This window comes from Psychrobacter sp. DAB_AL43B (assembly GCF_900168255.1).
In the GTDB taxonomy this organism is placed as follows: domain Bacteria; phylum Pseudomonadota; class Gammaproteobacteria; order Pseudomonadales; family Moraxellaceae; genus Psychrobacter.
The window spans coordinates 453,093-473,648 of sequence record NZ_LT799838.1; the positions used below are offsets into that span (position 1 = coordinate 453,093).

Consider the following 20,556-nt stretch of genomic DNA (forward strand, 5'->3'; position numbering starts at 1 on the left):
TTAATCACTATACGTATTATTTGCGCCAAAGCCCATTTTCGTTGATGGTCATTTAAGTTTGAAAAATAGAAACCTTGAAAATATAAGGCCCATTAAAAAAAGTTTACCCCAATCAGTCAATTTGTTGTACAGTAACATTGAGTTGCATAGTGATAAATAACAGCAACAGCACGGACGCATGGCGATAAATTGGATTACAACAAATCTATAACGCCTAAGTTCCCTTCAAATTTTGTGATAATGTGATAAAAGGATGTATCTCATGACTTACTCTCTTTCTACCTCTATTTCCAAACCCTTAACATTGGTTGCCTTTATGGCGCTAGGATTGGCAGGCTGTAACAACAGTAATCAAACTACCTCTGAGGCTACACCAGCAGATGGCGAAGCGACCACAGAAGCGGCAGCAAATGCCAATGGTACCTTAAAAAAGATCAAAGATTCAGGCACTATCGTGGTCGGTCACCGTGACTCCTCTATTCCGTTTTCTTATATCGCTGACGACCCTAATCAGCCTATCGGTTATGCCCATGATTTAGAGATGAAAGTGGTTGAAGCAGTGAAAGAAAAATTGAATATGCCGGATCTAAAAATTCGCTATAACCTAATCACCTCACAAACCCGTATTCCATTAGTACAAAACGGCACGGTAGATTTTGAGTGTGGTTCAACGACCAACAATGAAGAGCGCCAAAAACAAGTGGCATTCTCTAACGGCTTCTTTGAAATTGGTACGCGTCTATTAACCAAAAAAGACTCTGGTATTAAAGACTTCGAAGACCTGAAAGGTAAGACTTTAGTGACGACTGCTGGTACTACCTCAGAGCGTTATATCCGTCAGTATAATGATGATAAAAAGATGAATACCAACATTATCTCAGCAAAAGACCATGGCGAAGGCTTCTTGATGTTAGAGAACGGTCGTGCTGATGCGTTTATGATGGATGACGTACTACTCGCGGGTGAAAAAGCCAAAGCTAAAAACCCTGATGATTGGGTTATCGTTGGTACGCCACAGTCATTTGAGATTTATGGTTGTATGATGCGTAAAGACGACCCTGAATTTAAAGCGGTGGTCGATGAAGCATTAGCCAATGTCTTTAAATCAGGCGAAATTAATACTATTTATGACAAATGGTTTATGAATCCTATCCCACCGAAAAACGTCAATCTAAAGTTTGAGATGTCAGATAACTTAAAAGCCTTGATTGCCAATCCACATGATAGCGATCAGCCAAAAGTAGCGACTGCGCAATAACCATCCTTGTCCCTCAACATAGCATGCTTACGCGTTCAGATTGTTTGTCAAATTTCTTGATGGCAGTCTGAGGCGTGAGCTTTTTAACCGTTGCTCGGAGAGACAATTATGAATTATAGCTGGAACTGGGGTGTGCTCTTTGAGCAGACCGGTATCGGTAATGAGCTGTATATCCATTGGATGATTACGGGTCTCGGCTGGTTGTTATTGATTGGCAGTATTGCTTGGGCAATCGCCATGGTGGTTGGTACCATCTTTGGTATTATGCGCACCTTACCGAATAAAGGCGCGCGTGCTATTGGCACCGCTTATGTGACTTTTTTCCGTAATATTCCTTTATTAGTACAATTGTTTTTCTGGTTCTATATCGCCCCCGGTTGGCTGACGCCATCCATACAAGAGTGGTGGTATAAAGACTTGTCTCCAAATACTTCCGCCATGCTATCAGCTAGTATCGGTCTTGGTTTATTTACCGCTGCCCGTATTGTCGAACAAGTACGTACCGGTATCGAGTCGCTACCAAAAGGACAAATCAATGCCGCCTACGCGCTCGGTTTTAGCATCCCGCAAGCCTATAAAGAGGTGCTGCTGCCGCAAGCATTTCGGATTATCTTACCGCCAATGAGCTCGGAGCTGACCAACTGCTTTAAAAATGCGTCGGTAGCGTCTTTAGTGGGGGTAATGGAGCTGATTAGCCAAACCAAAACCATCAGTGAATATACCCAAAACAGTCTCGAGATTTATACTTATGCGACTATTATCTACTTGGTGTTTAATCTGTCTTTGATTGCCATTATGGGTTTGATTGAACGTAAATTGCGCGTACCTGGGCTGATTGCAGGGAGTCAAAAATGAATATGATGACTGAACTTGCAACCGCATATCCAGGCTTGATGGGCGGTATGCTCACCACTTTAAAGGTATTGTTTTTAGCTATCTTAGGTGGTATCAGCTTAGGAACGGTATTGGCCTTGATGCGGCTATCTGGTATCAAAGCGCTTGAGATACCCGCTAAGCTATACGTCAACTACTTTCGTTCTGTGCCATTATTACTCGTGCTACTGTGGTTTTATTTTGCCGTACCAATGATTTACTTTTGGATAGCGGGTAAATATCTACAACTAGATACAGCCTTTACCTCTTGTGTGGTCGCCTTTATGATGTTTGAGGCAGCTTATTTTTCAGAGGTGGTACGCGCCGGTATTCAATCCATCGGCAGTGGTCAGGTTAATGCCGCTAAAGCACTGGGCATGACTTATGGGCAAACGATGCGTTTAATTATTTTACCGCAGGCTTTTCGAAAGATGTTGCCGCTGATTTTGCAGCAATGTATTATTTTATTCCAAGATACGACATTGGTTTTTGCCATTGGCTTGACGGATTTTTTCCGTGCCGCTTATGTACGCGGTGAGCTGATGGGCTTACTGACACCATATATACTTGGGGCAGGGGCGGTCTATTTTATCATCAGTTTGAGTGCCTCTATTGGTGTGCAACAATTGCAAAAACGTCTAAGGTTTTAAGGTTTTGCTACCTCTGTATTGAAACCTGCGTAAGAATAGCTTTATTTAATAATTACGAAAATAATGTGGTTAGGAGCCAGTGATGAATGAGCCGGTGATAAATAACGCTGACACGTATATAAATGAATTTGGCGGACTGGTCACCGACAATGGTCATGCAAGCGATGAGATTGTCATCAAAATGACCGATGTCAGTAAATGGTATGGCGACTTTCAGGTGATGACTGGCTGTACCGCGCATGTGCATAAAGGCGATGTCGTGGTGGTCTGTGGTCCATCGGGCAGTGGTAAATCGACCTTGATAAAAACGGTCAATGGGTTAGAGCCTTTTCAAAAGGGCGAGATAATGGTTAGCGGTATCTCAGTGGGTGCGCCGAAAACTAATTTGCCTAAGCTACGTAGTCAAGTTGGGATGGTGTTTCAGCACTTTGAGCTGTTCCCGCATCTGACGATTATTGACAATTTGACCGTTGCCCAAATCAAAGTATTAGGTCGTAAAGAAGACGAAGCTAAGAAAAAAGCAATGGCCTATTTAGATCGAGTTGGGCTAACGGTTCAGGCGGCGAAATATCCAGCTGAGCTATCCGGTGGTCAGCAGCAGCGCGTAGCGATTGCCCGTGCCTTAGCGATGGATCCTGTGGCGATGCTCTTTGATGAGCCAACCTCAGCACTCGATCCTGAGATGATTCAAGAAGTGCTTGATGTCATGGTTGAGCTCACCCGTGATGGCATGACCATGATGTGCGTGACCCATGAGATGGGCTTTGCCAATCAGGTTGCCAATCGTATTATCTTTATGGATGAAGGTCATATCGTCGAAAACTGTAGTAAGGATGAATTTTTTGAAAGTGCAAAAAGCGACCGCGCGCAAATGTTCTTATCCAAGATTCTGAATCATTAGCGTATAAGTTAGATTTTTTATCATGAGAAGCGTCTATAGATAGACGCTTTTTTTGTTGTAATTAATTTATATATTTAATATGAATGTTAATGTGAGTGAATATCTGTTTACTGATATAATATCGGTCAATATTCTGATAATTAAAATAATTCGTCAACTTTATTGGAGCTAATATGAGTGTAGAAAATCTGTCCATGTCATCGACCTCATCGTCTAATACATCGTCTGAAGGTATTGTTATCATTGGCGCAGGCTTAGCAGGCTGGCATGTCATTGATGCCATTCGCGCAAAAGATAAAGACATCCCAATTACCTTGATTACTGCCGATAATGGCGATCGTTATCATAAGCCGATGCTAACCATGGCGATTAGCCAAAATAAGCGTGCATCGGATTTAGTGCGAGCGACTGGCGTTGATGCCGCAACAGCAGCAGGGATAACTTTATTGGCGAATACCAATGTCAGCGATATTGACCCTGCCACGCAACAATTACAGCTTATCTCTGCGCTGCGCTCAGATCCTGTTTACACCAATTATGCAACTATCAGCTATGACAAGCTGGTCTTGGCAATGGGTGCCCATCCTATCTTTCCAAAAAGCTTACCAGAAGAGCTCGTCTGGCATGTTAACCATATTGAGCGCTTTGGGCAGCTACAAGAGCAGCTGGCAGTTGGCTGTCAGCGCGTCGCCATTATTGGTGCCGGTATGGTAGGCACTGAAATTGCTGAAGATTTGTTAAAAGCTGGTCATCATGTGACGCTGATTGATTTAAATGATGCGCCGCTATCGCAAATGCTACCGCCAAAAGCGACTGCACGTATTGCCCAAGCAGTGAAATCACAAGGTATTAACTTTTTGGGTGGTTGTCAGGTATCTGAAGTGATTCGTAATAGTGAAGGTGAGTTGCAGGTTAGCTATAAGCCAGTTGTTTCTAGCACAGAAAATGCAGAGTCTGAGACATTAATCGTTGATCATGTGATTGCCAGTACGGGTCTGACAGTTGATGATAAATTGCCAACAGCGGCAGGGGTTGAGTTTAATCGCCGCACTGGTATTGAGGTTGACGCACCGACGCTGCGTACCACTACTGATAACATTTATGCGATTGGTGATTGTATGTCTATCAATGGCGTTGCCTGCCGCTATGTAGCACCACTGCGTGCACAAGCCGCCACCATTGCTGATGATATCTTAGGGTTAGAGCATCGCGGCTATAACCATAAACCACCGATGATTCGCCTAAAAAATAAAGCGATTTCGGTGATGATAACAGGTGTACCGCAAGCGAATGGCAATTGGCAAGTAACCACTGAAAGTGATGATGAGCTTATGATGGATTTGTTAGATGATAATTCTGCGATTGTTGCAACAGTGACCATTAAAGCGCCACCAATAGTATCAGCTTAATAATTGTAAAAATGCTTTTAGTCAACTGTCTTGGCTTTTTAATTTGCCATATATTTTTAAGTTAAGAATATTCTGAAATTTAGTCCTAACTAAAAAGCCAGCCACGTATCAATAGCGTGACTGGCTTTTTTGTCTCAAATATCTACCATATTTTTATGCTATCTTTAATAAAGGCTTTAGTATTTAATGCTAATTAAATGATACGTATTGTATTGCTATGATTGACAGGCTTTCATTGATAGCGTTATAGTAGTTGACACGATGTAAGACCTATTCAAGGAAGAAAGACTTGTTTACAGGCGATTAACAAGCACGATTAATAAGCACCGTAAAAAGTAAAACGAAAGGACTCGTTATGACTCAAACTATTGACTTCGATAGCATTCTAAATAATATTCCCAGTATCAATATAGGCGCGCGCTCTGCTAATGCGCCCCTTACTCAAAGCTATGATAAAGGTCCTGATGTACCACTGATTGAAGCAACCATCGGTGACTTTTTTGATGCCATTGTTGCCAAATATCCTGAGCGAGAAGCGTTGGTCTCCCGTCATCAAAATATTCGTTGGACTTACCGTGAGCTACAACAGCAGGTCAATCAATTGGCGAGTAGCATGATTGAGATGGGGCTTGAGATTGGTGATCGTCTCGGCATCTGGTCGCACAATAATGCTGAATGGCTACTTATACAGTTGGCAACTGCCAAAGTTGGCGTAATTTTGGTTAATATCAATCCTGCCTATCGTACCTTTGAGCTTCAGTATGCCCTAAATAAATTAGGCTGCTCAGCACTAGTATTGATGCGCCATTTTAAAAGTAGCGATTACGCGCAGCTTATCCGTGAATTATGCCCTGAGATTTATCATAAAAACCATCAACAGTTGGATCTAGTCGAAATTCCTACGATTGAGCGTATCATTTGGATTGATGAACCTAATAGCGATGAGAACTTTAATTTTATGCAAAAGTTCTCTGCTTGGATGGCAGAGGGCGATGCCAACGATCCACGAGTAGCAGAGCGGCAAGCGCAGCTTAAAAATACCGATTCTATTAATGTGCAGTTCACTAGTGGTACCACGGGTACGCCGAAAGGGGCGACCTTGAGCCATCGTAATATTCTTAATAACGGCTATTTTATCGGTGAGGCAATGAACCTAACCGAAAAAGATAGATTATGTATTCCGGTACCCTTGTATCATTGTTTTGGTATGGTGCTTGGTAACTTAGCGGTATTAACCCATGGCGGTTGTATTCTTTACCCGAATGACGGCTTTGATCCGCTTACCGTATTACAAACAGTTGAAGAAGAGAAATGTACGGCGTTGCATGGTGTACCGACGATGTTTATCGCGATGCTCGACCATCCGGATTTTGATAATTTTGATTTATCCACTTTACGTACTGGCATTATGGCTGGCTCTAGCTGTCCGATTGAAGTGATGCGCCGCGTCATTGATAAGATGCATATGAGCGAAGTTACGATTGCTTATGGGATGACTGAAACCAGTCCGGTTTCTTGCCAGACCAATGAACATACGCCGCTTGATAAGCAGGTCTCGACAGTCGGACTGGTACAACCAGCGCTTGAAGTAAAAGTTATCGATAGCGAAACCGGCAAAATCGTGGCAATTGGTGAGACGGGTGAGCTATTAACCCGTGGCTATTCGGTAATGAAAGGCTATTGGGGCAGTCGCTTTAAATCGCGTGAAGCGATTCAAGATGGCTGGATGCATACTGGCGATTTGGCGACCATGGATGAAGATGGTTATGTCAAAATCGTTGGTCGTAGTAAAGATATGGTCATCCGTGGCGGCGAAAATATCTATCCAGTAGAAATTGAAAACTATTTATACCGTCATCCCAAGATTCGTGACGTGCAAATTGTTGGTATACCTGATGAGCGTTATGGTGAAGTACTGGCCGCATGGATTATCCCCAAACATCCTGACACCTTGACCGAAGAAGAAGTGCGTCAGTTCTGTAGTGAGCATATCGCCCATTATAAAGTTCCGACCTATTATCGCTTCGTGACCGAATATCCAATGACCATTACCGGTAAAATTCAAAAATTCAAAATCGTTGAACAGATGAAAGCAGAGTTGGGCTTGACCTAGTACGGTTGCTATTGGCTGCTAATAACTGTGAGCGGCTAATAACGGTTAGCAGTCAATAAGAATAAGCCACTGTAACAAGGTAACGTCTGTAAAAAAGCAACGTCACTAGATCATAATTAAAAGACAAGTATAAAAAGGGATACCATGAGCGCCATCATAACCAGTAAATTGAGTCCAAACGCTGCTGAATTTCAGCAAAACAGCGCCGCCATGCAAGTGGTGGTTGATGATTTATATGAGCATTTGCGTAAAATTGCCCAAGGTGGATCGGAGCGCGCGCGCGCCAAGCATTTAGCTCGTGGCAAGTTGCTACCACGTGAGCGTGTTGAGCGTTTGCTTGATGTTGGTACGCCATTTTTAGAAGTGGCTCCGATGGCGGCCTACGATATGTATGGCGAAGATATTCCTGCTGCTGGCGTGATTGCAGGTATCGGTCGTATCAACGGTACTGAATGTATGATTATCTGTAATGATGCCACCGTAAAAGGCGGTACGTATTTTCCGATGACCGTCAAGAAGCATCTGCGTGCCCAAGAAATAGCCCAAGAAAACCATTTGCCGTGTGTCTATTTAGTGGATTCGGGTGGCGCAAACTTACCCAATCAAGATGAGGTGTTCCCCGATAAAGAGCATTTCGGTCGTATCTTCTTTAATCAAGCCAATTTGAGTGCAGCAGGTATTCCACAAATTGCAGTGGTAATGGGCAGCTGTACCGCAGGCGGCGCTTATGTACCAGCGATGAGTGACGAATCTATTATTGTCAAAGACCAAGGGACTATCTTTTTGGGTGGTCCGCCACTGGTAAAAGCCGCCACTGGTGAAGAAGTGACAGCCGAAGATTTAGGCGGTGCTGATGTGCATACGCGTCTGTCAGGTGTCGTCGATCATTTAGCGCAAAACGATACCCATGCGTTATCGTTAACGCGTAATATCGTCAGTCATCTTAATCGTCCAGCCAAACAAATCGCCAATCAAATTACTCCACGTCCACCGCGCTATGATGCTAAAGAGCTATATGGCGTTATCCCTACTGATACGCGTAAGCCATTTGATATTAAAGAAATCATCGCCCGTATCGTTGATGACAGCGCTTTTGATGAGTTTAAAGCACGTTTTGGCACGACGCTGGTTTGTGGGTTCGCGCATATCGAAGGTATGCCGGTTGGTATTATCGCCAATAACGGCATTCTGTTCAGTGAGTCGGCGCAAAAGGGCACGCACTTTATTGAACTGTGCTGTAAGCGCAAAATCCCATTAATATTCCTGCAAAACATCACCGGCTTTATGGTCGGTCGTAAATATGAAAACGAAGGTATCGCTCGTCATGGTGCCAAGATGGTTATGGCGGTTGCCAATGCCAAAGTACCAAAATTCACCGTCATCGTCGGTGGTTCATTCGGTGCGGGTAACTACGGCATGTGTGGCCGTGCTTATAGTCCTCGTTTCTTATGGATGTGGCCAAATGCGCGTATTTCTGTCATGGGCGGTGAGCAAGCAGCTTCCGTACTCGCGACCGTCAAGCGTGATAACTTTGATCGTAAAGGCGAAGCGTGGAGCGACGAAGATGAAGCAGCTTTCAAAGCGCCAATACGTGAGATGTACGAAGAGCAAGGTCATCCTTATTATGCCACTGCCCGATTATGGGATGACGGGGTAATTGACCCTGCTGATACGCGTAATGTATTGGCATTAGCGCTTAGTGCGGCTCATAACGCCCCGATTGAAGAGACGACTTTCGGTGTCTTTAGAATGTAATATGTAAGGTATACAGTGTCTGGTTAGACCACTGTTAGATGCATAATAATATGCCAAAACCTTCATCACGATTTAAAGTTAAAGAGACATTCATGGTAAACGATATCAAAAATAAAACGCAATCATCAGCTATTGATAAGGCTAAAGCAGCCGCTCCGATAAAAAGTGTTGAATCTGGAAATAATTATAAAAGCCTATTGGTTAACGTTAAGCAGCATGTGGCGACGGTTACTTTAAATCGTCCTGAAATACGTAATGCTTTTAATGATGAGATGATTGCTGAGTTGACCGATGCTTTCAAGGCGCTTGGCGATGATGATCAAGTACGCGTTATAGTCTTAGCGGCTGCTGGAAAAGCCTTTTGCGCAGGTGCCGATCTTAACTGGATGCGCGCCATGGCAGATTATAGCTATGAAGAAAACTTAGCCGATGCCGATAAATTAGCGCAAATGCTTAAAACTATTTACCAATGTCCAAAGCCAACGATTGCCGCTATTCAGGGTGATGTTTATGCTGGCGGTATGGGCTTGGTAGCAGCATGCGATGTTGCATTTGCCGTTAAAATTGCTAATTTCTGTTTAAGTGAAGTGCGACTAGGCTTGGCGCCTGCGACCATTAGCCCGTATGTCATTCGTGCGATGGGTGCACGAGCAGCGCAGCGTTACTTTTTGAGTGCGGAAGTCTTTGATGCTAAAAAAGCACGCCAACTTGGCTTTATCCATGAGCGCGTTAGCGAAGAATGGCTTGATGATGTGGTAGCAACGTTCTGTGAAAATGTTGTCAAAAACAGTCCAGACGCGGTAAAAACCTGCAAAACCTTACTTCATGAAGTAGCCGAACAACCTATTACTGAAAAGCTTATTAAGCGTACGGTCAAAGGAATCGCCGATATTCGCGCCTCCGAACAAGGTAAAGAGGGTGTACAAGCCTTTTTACAAAAACGTAAGCCTAGTTGGCAAGCTGAAGATAAATAATCAACAGTAAATTATGAATAATGAAATCCACATGCTTGCTAAGCAGATAGGCACTAAGCAGATAGATATTAACCAAATTAGTATTAAATAATCAGCATCGACAAGTCAGGGAAGTCTATCAATAAAGGCTGATGCTACGATAAAAATATAGGGCAAAATAATAAGGATAGTTATGTTTTCTAAAATTTTGATCGCCAATCGCGGTGAAATTGCCTGCCGAGTAGCAGCAACGGCGAAGCGTATGGGTGTCAGTACGGTTGCGGTTTACTCTGATGCAGACCGCCATGCTAAACACGTCGCTGTCTGTGACGAAGCGGTTTATTTGGGCGGCTCTGCCCCAAAAGATAGCTATTTAAAAGGCGATGCTATTATTGCGGTTGCTCTTGAAGTTGGCGCGCAGGCGATTCATCCGGGTTACGGTTTTCTAAGTGAAAATGCTGATTTTGCCCAAGCATGTCAGGATGCAGGCATCGTATTTATTGGTCCATCGGCAGCTGCTATTCGTGCTATGGGTGGTAAATCTGAGTCTAAGCGCTTAATGGAAACGGCTGGCGTACCACTCATTCCTGGTTATCATGGCGACAATCAAGACGGTGCATACTTACAGGCGCAAGCTGATGCAATCGGCTATCCGGTATTGATTAAAGCCAGTGCTGGCGGTGGCGGCAAAGGTATGCGTATCGTCGAGCAAAGCGCGGATTTTATCGGCTTACTAGAATCTTGCCGCCGTGAAGCGATTACCAGTTTTGGTAATGACCAAGTATTGATTGAAAAATATGCCTTAAAACCGCGTCATATCGAAATCCAAGTATTTGGCGATAGCCACGGCAATTACGTGCATTTATTTGAGCGTGATTGTTCGGTTCAGCGCCGCCATCAAAAAGTGTTAGAGGAGGCACCAGCACCCGGCGTTGATGTCAGCATGCGCGAGGAGATGGGTGCCGCAGCTATTGAAGCGGCGCGCGCGGTGAATTATGTCGGCGCAGGGACGGTCGAGTTTATCGTTGAGCAGCGTGAGACATCCATGCATTTTTACTTCATGGAGATGAATACGCGCTTGCAAGTTGAACATCCGGTCACTGAAGCGATTACTGGTTTGGATTTGGTTGAATGGCAGCTCTTGGTTGCTGCTGGCAAGCCACTACCAAAAACCCAAGATCAGCTGGTTATCAATGGTCATGCTATTGAAGCGCGTATCTGCGCTGAAAACCCTGACAATGATTTTCTGCCAGCGACAGGGACGTTATTTGCCTATCAAAAACCTGAACACAGTACTTTTTCTATTACAAACTGTGGCAACGATGTGCGCATCGATGATGGTGTTCGCGAAGGCGATATTATTAGCCCTTTTTATGATTCGATGATTGCCAAATTGATTGTCCATGCGCCAACCCGTGAGCAAGCGTTGGCCAAGCTTGATCGGGCACTAGCGCAAACGCGCATCGTTGGGCTACCGAATAACGTAGCGTTCTTACGCTATATTATTAATACCGATTCATTTAGTCAGGCTAATTTAGATACCGCCTTGATTGAGCGTGAGCAAGCAAATCTCTTTGATCAGCAGCCTCTTGAGCTATCGACGCTTGTTGCAACGGCAGTAGTACAACAGCTGACGACTGAGTCGCTTGTTAATCAAACTGCTAATAGTAATGACCCTTTTAATCAGCCTTCAGGATTCCGTGCTTATACCAATTATACGCGGCAGTTTAGCTTGGTGTATAACGAGCAGTCTTATCTGGCGCTGATTAGTGATTGGAACAATGCTGCTAATGCTAGTAATAAAATCAATGATAAAATCAGCCAGTTTAATATCGTTATTGAGCAGCATACGACCAACAATGATGTCCAAAATACTGCTCATCAAACCAGCCCTAATCAAACGACTAAGCAGACCAAACCACTATGCAATATTTTGCATAATGGTCAGGTCAGCTATATCAGCGATGACGCCCATAACCATACATTATGGTTAGATAAAATCCGCGTACAGGTACAAAGCTGGCTTCATAATGAAACGGTTCATATCTTTACAGATGCTGGGCGCGATCAGATTAAACTGATCGATATTATGGCGCATGTCGGCGAAGATAATGCTGCCGTTGGTAGCTTAAAATCACCAATGCCCGGGCAAGTTATTGCCTTTAAAGTAGCGGTAGGCGATATGGTCAAGCAAGGCGAACCATTAGCGGTGATTGAAGCGATGAAAATTGAGCATACTATTACCGCGCCAACCGATGGCATCGTCGCCGAGCTACTATTTAAAGCTGGCGATTTGGTGGCCGATGGTGATGAGTTGTTGCGGCTTGAGAGTGTGGTTGAGGCATAAACCCTCAAGTATAAGCTTCATTATAATTTCAAAACGATAGATTTCGGCTTAATAAATACATTAATAAAAGGATGGCACTCATGAATCACTCGTATCCAGATCACGTATCGATCGTTGACGTCAGCCCACGTGATGGCTTGCAAAATGAGTCCAAAACCGTACCGACTGCCATCAAGCAAACACTGATTGAAGACTTGATTGCCGCTGGAATTAAAAAGCTCGAAGTGACTAGTTTTGTCTCGCCAAAATGGGTACCGCAAATGAATGATAATAGCGCGCTGTTGGATGCGCTTAAACCCACACGGCATGATGATGTTTGTTATTCCGTGTTAGTACCTAATATGCGCGGCTTTGAAAATGCGATTTTGCATCGTCCTGATGAAATCGTGATTTTTGGTTCAGCAAGTGAAACCTTTAGCCAAAAAAATATTAATTGTAGTGTTGATGAGAGTATCGAGCGTTTTGCGCCCGTTGCTGCTGCGGCAAAAGAGAATGGTATCAAAGTACGCGGTGTCATTTCCTGTACCGTCGGCTGTCCTTATGAAGGCGAGATTGATCCCAGCCAAGTAGCGTACGTGACCAAGCGTCTGGTTGAAATTGGCGCCGAACAAATTGGTATTGCTGATACGATTGGTGTTGGTACGCCGATTAAAGTACAGCGTGCCTTACAAGCAGCACTTGAGCATGTCGATATAGCGGCAATATCGGGTCACTTTCATGATACTTATGGTCAGGCACTAAGCAACACTTTAGCCGCCTTGCAAATGGGCGTACGTGAGTTTGATACTTCCGTTGCCGGACTTGGTGGCTGTCCCTATGCCAAGGGTGCAACGGGTAATGTAGCGACTGAAGATGTGGTTTATATGCTACACGGCATGGGCATCAGTACCGGTATTGATTTGGATAAGTTGGTTGTTGCTGGTGAGCGTATCAGTGAGTTTTTGGGTCGTCCTAATGGCTCAAACGTCTCACGAGCATTGATTAATAAACGTCAGTCTTAAGAAATAGCATGATAAATACAGTTAACCATAATATAAGTAATCTAAGCTAAATGAATAGTTATATGGATTTATAGCTGGGACAAATTTTCTCACTTGCTGTGCGACTTCGTCACTCCAGATGCTTCAAGAAATTTGTCCCAGCCATATTATTTTAGCTATATTGTCTCTTTTTAAATTGACCCAACGCTATTAAGAAATTAAACCTCAAAATACAAGGAATAGTTATGAGTTTACCCGGATTAGATTTTCAGCTTGGCGAAGATATCGATGCGCTACGTGATATGGTGCAAAAATTTGCTGCGAATGAAATTGCCCCGCGTGCCGCTGAGATTGATAGCAGCGATCAGTTCCCCATGGACTTATGGCAAAAAATGGGTGATTTAGGTCTGCATGGCATCACCGTTCCAGAAGCTTACGGCGGTGTCGATATGGGCTACGTTGCGCATATGGTCGTGATGGAAGAGATTAGCCGCGCGTCGGCTTCGGTTGCGCTCAGCTATGGCGCCCATTCAAATTTATGTATCAATCAGATTAAGCGTAATGGCAGTGAAGCACAAAAACAAAAATACCTGCCTAAGCTACTCAGTGGCGAATTTATTGGCGCACTGGCCATGAGTGAAACCGGAGCCGGTTCTGACGTTACTAGTATGAAGCTGAAAGCCGAAGAAAAAGACGGCAGCTATATTTTAAACGGCAGTAAAATGTGGATTACCAATGGTCCTGATGCGGACGTGATGGTGGTTTATGCTAAGACCAATCCTGAGCTTGGCGCTAAAGGTATGACTGCCTTTATCGTTGAAAAAGGGATGGCAGGCTTTGGTACGGCGCAAAAGCTCGACAAATTAGGCATGCGTGGCAGCCATACTGGCGAGATGACCTTTAATAATGTCGAAGTCCCTAAAGGAAATATCTTAGGGGAATTAAATACAGGCGTGAAAGTATTAATGAGTGGCTTAGATTATGAGCGCGCGGTTTTGGCAGCCGGTCCTATTGGTATCATGCAAGCGGTGATGGACAATGTCGTCCCTTATATCCATGATCGTAAGCAGTTTGGACAAGCGATTGGTGAGTTTCAGCTGATTCAAGGTAAAGTCGCTGATATGTATACCATTTTGCAAGCAGGTCGTAGCTTTTTATATACGGTCGGAAAAAACCTTGATATGTTGGATCAACGCGGCGCAGGTCATAGTCGAGAAGTGCGTAAAGACTGCGCCAGCGTTATTTTATGGTGTGCTGAAAAAGCCACTTGGATGGCAGGCGAGGGCATTCAAATATTTGGTGGTAATGGCTATACCAACGAGTATCCGCTTGGTCGTTATTGGCGTGATGCTAAGCTGTATGAGATTGGCGCGGGCACCAGCGAGATTCGCCGTATGCTAATCGGTCGTGAATTGTTTAACGAGACTAAGTAAATGCTTTTCAGCTAATAGCAAACTTTTATCTAAAATATCAGCTCTAAAATATAAAAATGTGCTACGTTATGTATCCAATAGCGTTGCACATTTTAATGATTTGGATAAAAGACTTTTATATGATCAGTAAACTACTTAGCAATCCAGCCTGTAATACGGTTCCTAATAATATAGACTATAATTCTACAACCAATATAAAAACTATTTGTACCTATAGTTTGTTAGCTAGCATACTTATACTGCTTACGTTGACAGTAAGTATAACGCCAGCACAGGCAGAGTTAGTTGATTTATCTAACTCTGAGTCAGTGATTCAGTTTTCTAGTCGAGACGCAAATTGGTTACAGCCGCCAAAATTTTCTTTTAATAGACGCTCACTCAGATGCTTAGATGAAGAAACTGGTGAACCTGTTAAGATTAGTAGGGAACAGAAATTCGAAGTAACATTGGGACTTCAGGTTGATAAGCAAGGTAAAATAACCAAAACATATGTCAAAAAAAGTAGCGGTAATAAGTGTTTCGATAGAAGCGCTGCTCGACAGGTCCAGACAGGGCGTTTGATGCCATTTCTGTTGAAAGGAAAAGCAGTAAGAGGAAGGGTGAGTTTACCCATTGCATTTGAATATTGAGCACACTAATTGGTAATAAAAGCTTTCTCTATATAGTTTGCTCAAACTAAAAAAGCAGTACGCTTAAAACGTCCTGCTTTTTTAATGTTTATTTTATAAAGGCGGTCAAATCCTTAAAATTGTTTGCTATGGTCAAAATAGCGTGCAAGACCATTTAACAATAAGTCATCACGCAGTCGTACTGGACGGTTGACGTGTTGGGCGATAATGGCTGCGTCGCCACCGGTCATTATGATCTCGAAGTTGGGATGGCGCGTGCTAATCTCGTTAATTGCACCGACGATAGACAGCATAATCCCGCGATGTACCGCATCTTTTGTGGTAATGCCCTGACCGACACTATCAAAGGTGCCATTAGAGATAGTAATTTGCTTGGTACCAGAAAATAATGATTCGCGTTGTAGATAAATACTAGGGAAAATATAGCCGCCCAAATGCTCCGCATGATCGATCAAATCAATCGTCACTGCTGTACCGCAGCCAATCACGCATTGACGTTTTGTCTTATCAACGGCACCCAGCATTTGTAGCCAGCGATCACAGCCTAACTGTTCATCATTATAAGCGCTTTTCATCAAAGCGTGCTCAGCATCGACATGAACAAATTCAAACGGAATATTAAGCTGACCTAAAGTCTCTGAGACCTTCATGTTAAGGTCATCGCCCAGCACCGATGAGATACCGATAAAACTAGGCGCATAACGCTCAAAGCGATCGGTTAGACCCATAAGTAATTCAGCAGGCGCTTGCAAATGCTGCTTGGCATCATGTGAGACTATTTGTCCGATATCATCGGTAAGCCAGTATTTAAGGCGGGTATTTCCAAGATCAAGCCAGAGCATAAAAGTCCCTTTATAGAGTGCTCGTTAAGTAAGTGCTTTAAGCCTTATCAATAACGTCAATGCGTCCGGTAAAAAGCGCAGAAATATTACCGTTATCTTGCCTTAATTGCAAACATCCATGTGTATCGATACCGCAAGCATGACCGGTCATTATTTGCTCTTCACTATTATGGTCTTGGGTGACGTGCAAGCGCAGACCTGTCAGCGCATCCATCGAGTCAAACTGCTTTAAGAAGCTGTCCAAATTATACGTTTGACCAGTGGGCTTCTCTAACCCTAAATGCTCAAAGCGCGTCATAGCCGCCATTAATGCCTTGCTCATTTTCTGATAAATCACTTGTAAGCTTGGCAGACTGCTAGCTCGTTGTTTTGGCTCCAGCATCTGTTCAATATCCTGTAAGCTAATCGCTTGATAACTCATGCCTTCGCACGTTTGCGCGGTTAGCTTTGGTGTGGCTTGGACATTGAGACCAACGCCCATCACCACGCCGACCAATTTGCCCGCTTGTGATACTGGCTCTATCAGAATACCAGCGAGTTTATTAAAGGGCAGTGTTTGGTTATCCAATAAAGATTTATCCACGGCAGATTGATATTGATGTCGATTGTGATTTCGATGTTGATAAAAACCTAAGTCATTTGCCCACTTGACACCGATTGGTGTCAAACCTTGCGCCCGCAATTGCGTATTTAGCGTTTGGATAATGGGCATTTTTGCCAGCTCGACGCCGATGATTAACGATAATAAACCACTAATCGGCATATGTACCGGATGATATAACGACAGATAGACATTGCCGCGCGGCGATTGCCATGAGCGTCCTCGTTGCCCGCGTCCTGCGCTTTGGCTCTCAGCCGTTAACAGGTGCATGACTGCTGCATTTAGCACACCGTTTTGCACTGCTGCGATAAGCTCACTATTGGTCGAGGCGCTAGTTGTTAGATGGCGATGGTTAAGCTCGGGTAGCTGGCGAGACAAGCTGGCAAGTGACGTCATAAGTTTAGTCGATGTGGTTAATGTAGCAAATGTAACATGGGTAATCTTTGATATACTGAGCGATTGTTGCCAATAAAACTGTCGCTAATAAACAGTATCAAGTAGACAGCATAAAGCTCAGGTTGCGATTTGGCAAATGCAATTGAGAACGCTGATCTACGAATAAGTACGAGATAAAATAAGCGCAATACGAGATTATTATAAAAGGTTCGTTCTATGATGTTATATGTGTGGTTTGTTATTGCAGGGGCGTTTGCTGGTGTTAGCGCTGGCTTGTTTGGCGTCGGTGGCGGCATGATTATTGTACCGGCGCTGGTATGGATTTTTACCGCTTATAATTTTCCGCCTGAAGTGGTGACCCATTTGGCAATCGGAACTTCTTTAGCGACCATCGTTGTGACCTCAATCAGCTCAATGACTGCGCATAATAAGCGCGACGGCGTACGCTGGGAAGTGTGGCGCAAAATGGCATTGGGATTGGTCATCGGTAGTTTGGTCGGTGCCGGTATCGCCGATATGATTGACGGCAAGGCATTACAAGCCATCATTGGTATCGGTGCGTTATTAGTCGCTATAAAAATGCTATTTTTCTCTAATAAAGAGCAATTGGGCAAGCCGTTACCGTCTACGGGCGTGCAGTTTGGTGCGGGTGCGGGTATTGGTATGGCATCGTCTATCTTTGGGATTGGTGGTGGTAGTTTGACCGTACCTTTTTTAAACTGGGCGGGGCTACCGATGAAGCAATCGGTCGGTACTTCAGCGGCTTGCGGTCTACCGATTGCGCTGGCTGGCGCGGTAGGTTTTGCATGGTTTGGTCAAGACGTGGTCAACCTACCTGAAGGCACGATAGGCTTTGTCCATATCACAGGCTTTATATTTATTTCGGTTGCCAGCTTCGCTATGGCAAAAGTCGGCGCCAAGCTTGCGTATAAATTACCAGCTTTAATGCTTAAACGCGCCTTTGGGGTGTTGTTATTGTTTGCTGGTGGGCAGTTGTTATTAAGTGGGATTGGGGTGATTTAGGTTTAGTCTAGAGAAATATTTTGAGCATTAGAAACATTAATTAAAAAAACAAAAGCTACTAAATAAAGCGAATAGTTATTAGACGGATAGAAAATTTACATAATGAATAATACTGTACATATGCCTAGATGTTTATGATAATATTTTGCTTATCTCTATTTGCTTAAGTCAGTAAGATCAATAAATGAGATAGATGATCATGGAAGGTCATCATTGAAGATAGCTATTAAAGAAAATCATGAGCCCTATTAATAATAGGTAACTACATACAGTACAAGGAAGCACTGACCATGAGTAAGCCAAATGATAAAACCGCCAAAGTGACTGTCAATGAAGAGAGTGCTACAAACACAGTCACAGACAAAAAAGTTATTCATAATGTTTTTGTTGATACGTTAGAAAAACCTATTAATACCCCTCTTTCTAGACCTTCTGTTGATCCCAGCTTATCTCAACGATCCGATAGTAATGTTCAAAGTAACGTCCAAAACAGTGTTCAGAATACGGCAGGCCTTGATAGACGCCGCTTTATAAAAGGTTTCGGCACAATAGGTATAACGGCTGTAGGGGCCTCTAGTTTAGGCTTAACAGGTTGTGGCTCTGACGATGATAGCTTTAATACGGAGGTAGGTGAGACCGCTAGCTTTGATCATGGCGTTGCCAGTGGTGATCCTTTATCTGATCGAGTTATCTTGTGGACACGAGTGACACCGCAAAAAATAGGCTCTCAACAATTCACCGTTAAGTGGTTTATGGCGCGTAATCAGCAAATGACGGATTTGGTTACACAAGGTGAGGTAACTACGAGCGCTGTAAAAGATTATACGGTTAAGATTGATGTTGACGCTTTAGAACCCAATACCGTTTATTATTACCAGTTTGCAGTTGGCAAAAAGGTCAGCCGGGTTGGCAAAACAAAGACCTTACCCGTGGGTCAAGTAAATCAAGTTAAAATGGCTGTTTTCAGCTGTGCTAATTATCCAGCAGGATTTTTTCATGTTTATGCGGATGCTGCTAAGCGTAGTGATTTAGATGTTTTAATCCATCTAGGGGATTATATTTACGAATATGGCCGCACTACTACTGATGCTCAAGGCAATACTGTACCAGCCTATGCTTCGGCAAGCGCGGCGATTATCGATCGTGAAGTCCTGCCAGCACAGGAAGCCTTTACTCTCAGTAGCTATCGCACACGTTATGCTCAATATAAGACCGATACAGATTTGCAAGACTTGCATGCTATTGCGCCAATGATTGCGGTATGGGACGATCATGAGCTGGCAAATGACACCTACGAAGATGGCGCTGATAATCATCAACCTGATAAGGAAGGAGGCTGGGATGCTCGTAAGCTAGCCGCAGTCACCGCCTATCATGAATGGATGCCAATACGCACTAGTGAAGCACAAAGCAAGATCTATCGTAGCTTTGAGTTCGGTAACTTACTGAGCCTGAATATGCTAGACACCCGTGTCATCGGGCGTGATAAGCAGCTTAATTATGTGGATTATATTAAACAAGATAGTATTGTCGGTGCCTATATTGACACCACTGCTTTTAGAGCAGCTACTAATGACACTAACAGGGAGCTGCTAGGACTTAGCCAAAGCAACTGGCTGGTTAGTCAGATGCAGCAATCGACCGCCAAATGGCAAATACTCGGTCAGCAAATTCTGATGGGACGCATGGACATACCAGCGCCCGTGATCTTAAACCTTGCCGATCCTAGGCTTGGGCTCGATATTAATGCCTATTTAGCTTTAGTACAGAAAGCACAAACCAATCCACAAGGTTTGACGGCTAAGGAAGCAGCTCTTATACAACAGCCAGCTGTTCCTTACAATATCGATGCTTGGGACGGTTATGGCTCAGCACGTCAAAGGGTGTTAACGGCGGCTAGAAGTTATAATAAGAATTTAGTAGTACTTGCGGGAGATTCACACAATGCTTGGGCAAATAATCTAACTACTGATGACGGCGTAGCAGCTGGCGTTGAGTTTGCGACTAGCTCTGTCAGTTCGCCAGGCTTTGAAGAGTATATTCCTAATCCACCAGCACAGGTCAAAGCGGTATTGACTCAACTAATAGGAGGCTTGAAATATATGAATCCTAATGAGCGTGGTTATATGGCGATTACCGTTACCCCTGAGTCCTGTCAGTCAGAATGGATATTTGTCAGTGATATTCTTAAACAAACTTATAGCAGCTCAGTAGGACAAACGTTAAAAGTGGTGGCTGGTGAGAATAAGCTGAGTGTTTAGCTAGCTACTACTTAATTTTACTACTGCTGTTGATATAATGACTTGTAATAATAGCGCTCATCTCTTTTTAGAAATGAGCGCCTTTCTATGTCATTACTTATAACTTCGAATACAGACAATACAAACCCTAAA

16 protein-coding genes and 1 pseudogene are annotated in these 20,556 nt (G+C 43.7%); 15 read left to right on the forward strand and 2 right to left on the reverse strand.

All coding sequences use genetic code 11. The annotated features are described in order from the left end of the window. Window positions 1-316: 316 nt before the first annotated feature. The 13 genes and pseudogenes from DABAL43B_RS01975 to DABAL43B_RS02030 all read left to right on the forward strand — a co-directional run bounded on the left by DABAL43B_RS01975 (window position 317) and on the right by DABAL43B_RS02030 (window position 15,301). The gene (locus DABAL43B_RS01975; protein ID WP_413771836.1) at window positions 317-1,258 is read left to right on the forward strand and encodes a glutamate/aspartate ABC transporter substrate-binding protein; all 942 of its coding nucleotides are present in this window, start codon (window positions 317-319) and stop codon (window positions 1,256-1,258) included. A gap of 108 nt (window positions 1,259-1,366) precedes the next feature. Beyond that, on the forward strand, window positions 1,367-2,113 hold the full coding sequence (locus tag DABAL43B_RS01980) for an amino acid ABC transporter permease (protein WP_079690835.1): 747 nt from the start codon (window positions 1,367-1,369) through the stop codon (window positions 2,111-2,113). Beyond that, entirely contained in the window at window positions 2,110-2,781 is a 672-nt protein-coding gene (locus tag DABAL43B_RS01985; protein WP_079690836.1) for an ABC transporter permease subunit, read from the forward strand. The genes DABAL43B_RS01980 and DABAL43B_RS01985 overlap by 4 nt, the downstream gene beginning before the upstream one ends. Before the next feature lie 181 nt (window positions 2,782-2,962). Continuing rightward, on the forward strand, window positions 2,963-3,682 hold the full coding sequence (locus DABAL43B_RS01990; RefSeq protein WP_171996362.1) for an amino acid ABC transporter ATP-binding protein: 720 nt from the start codon (window positions 2,963-2,965) through the stop codon (window positions 3,680-3,682). 173 nt (window positions 3,683-3,855) lie between these two features. Then, window positions 3,856-5,091 (forward strand): FAD-dependent oxidoreductase, encoded by a 1,236-nt coding sequence (locus DABAL43B_RS01995; protein WP_079690838.1) that lies wholly within the window; start codon window positions 3,856-3,858, stop codon window positions 5,089-5,091. Window positions 5,092-5,446: 355 nt separating this feature from the next. Next, on the forward strand, window positions 5,447-7,204 hold the full coding sequence (locus DABAL43B_RS02000; protein WP_079690839.1) for an AMP-binding protein: 1,758 nt from the start codon (window positions 5,447-5,449) through the stop codon (window positions 7,202-7,204). 144 nt (window positions 7,205-7,348) lie between these two features. Continuing rightward, complete coding sequence (locus DABAL43B_RS02005) at window positions 7,349-8,959, forward strand: carboxyl transferase domain-containing protein (RefSeq protein WP_079690840.1); 1,611 nt, start codon at window positions 7,349-7,351, stop codon at window positions 8,957-8,959. A 92-nt stretch (window positions 8,960-9,051) separates the two neighbouring features. Next, the gene (locus tag DABAL43B_RS02010; protein WP_079693001.1) at window positions 9,052-9,933 is read left to right on the forward strand and encodes an enoyl-CoA hydratase/isomerase family protein; all 882 of its coding nucleotides are present in this window, start codon (window positions 9,052-9,054) and stop codon (window positions 9,931-9,933) included. A 172-nt stretch (window positions 9,934-10,105) separates the two neighbouring features. Continuing rightward, window positions 10,106-11,665: pseudogene (locus DABAL43B_RS02015) on the forward strand (acetyl/propionyl/methylcrotonyl-CoA carboxylase subunit alpha); the annotation flags it as partial. Between the two features lie 387 nt (window positions 11,666-12,052). Further along, window positions 12,053-12,259 (forward strand): biotin/lipoyl-containing protein, encoded by a 207-nt coding sequence (locus tag DABAL43B_RS14550; protein ID WP_413771837.1) that lies wholly within the window; start codon window positions 12,053-12,055, stop codon window positions 12,257-12,259. An 80-nt stretch (window positions 12,260-12,339) separates the two neighbouring features. Beyond that, on the forward strand, window positions 12,340-13,260 hold the full coding sequence (locus DABAL43B_RS02020; protein ID WP_079690842.1) for a hydroxymethylglutaryl-CoA lyase: 921 nt from the start codon (window positions 12,340-12,342) through the stop codon (window positions 13,258-13,260). A gap of 224 nt (window positions 13,261-13,484) precedes the next feature. Further along, window positions 13,485-14,672, forward strand: coding sequence for an isovaleryl-CoA dehydrogenase (locus DABAL43B_RS02025; protein WP_079690843.1), 1,188 nt, complete (start codon window positions 13,485-13,487; stop codon window positions 14,670-14,672). A 119-nt stretch (window positions 14,673-14,791) separates the two neighbouring features. Beyond that, on the forward strand, window positions 14,792-15,301 hold the full coding sequence (locus DABAL43B_RS02030; RefSeq protein ID WP_171996310.1) for an energy transducer TonB: 510 nt from the start codon (window positions 14,792-14,794) through the stop codon (window positions 15,299-15,301). Window positions 15,302-15,414: 113 nt separating this feature from the next. On the opposite strand, the gene DABAL43B_RS02035 is transcribed toward DABAL43B_RS02030, so the two are convergent. Then, a complete protein-coding gene (locus DABAL43B_RS02035; RefSeq protein WP_079690845.1) occupies window positions 15,415-16,143 on the reverse strand; it encodes a pantothenate kinase in 729 nt (242 codons plus the stop codon). A 37-nt stretch (window positions 16,144-16,180) separates the two neighbouring features. Then, window positions 16,181-17,140, reverse strand: coding sequence for a biotin--[acetyl-CoA-carboxylase] ligase (locus DABAL43B_RS02040; RefSeq protein ID WP_079690846.1), 960 nt, complete (start codon window positions 17,138-17,140; stop codon window positions 16,181-16,183). Between the two features lie 219 nt (window positions 17,141-17,359). Here DABAL43B_RS02040 and DABAL43B_RS02045 point away from each other — a divergent pair, with 219 nt between their 5' ends. Continuing rightward, complete coding sequence (locus tag DABAL43B_RS02045) at window positions 17,360-18,163, forward strand: sulfite exporter TauE/SafE family protein (RefSeq protein WP_171996363.1); 804 nt, start codon at window positions 17,360-17,362, stop codon at window positions 18,161-18,163. A 290-nt stretch (window positions 18,164-18,453) separates the two neighbouring features. Continuing rightward, window positions 18,454-20,424 carry an alkaline phosphatase D family protein gene (locus tag DABAL43B_RS02050; RefSeq protein WP_079690848.1) on the forward strand — a complete coding sequence of 657 codons (1,971 nt, stop codon included), beginning with the start codon at window positions 18,454-18,456 and terminating at the stop codon, window positions 20,422-20,424. Window positions 20,425-20,556 lie beyond the last annotated feature (132 nt).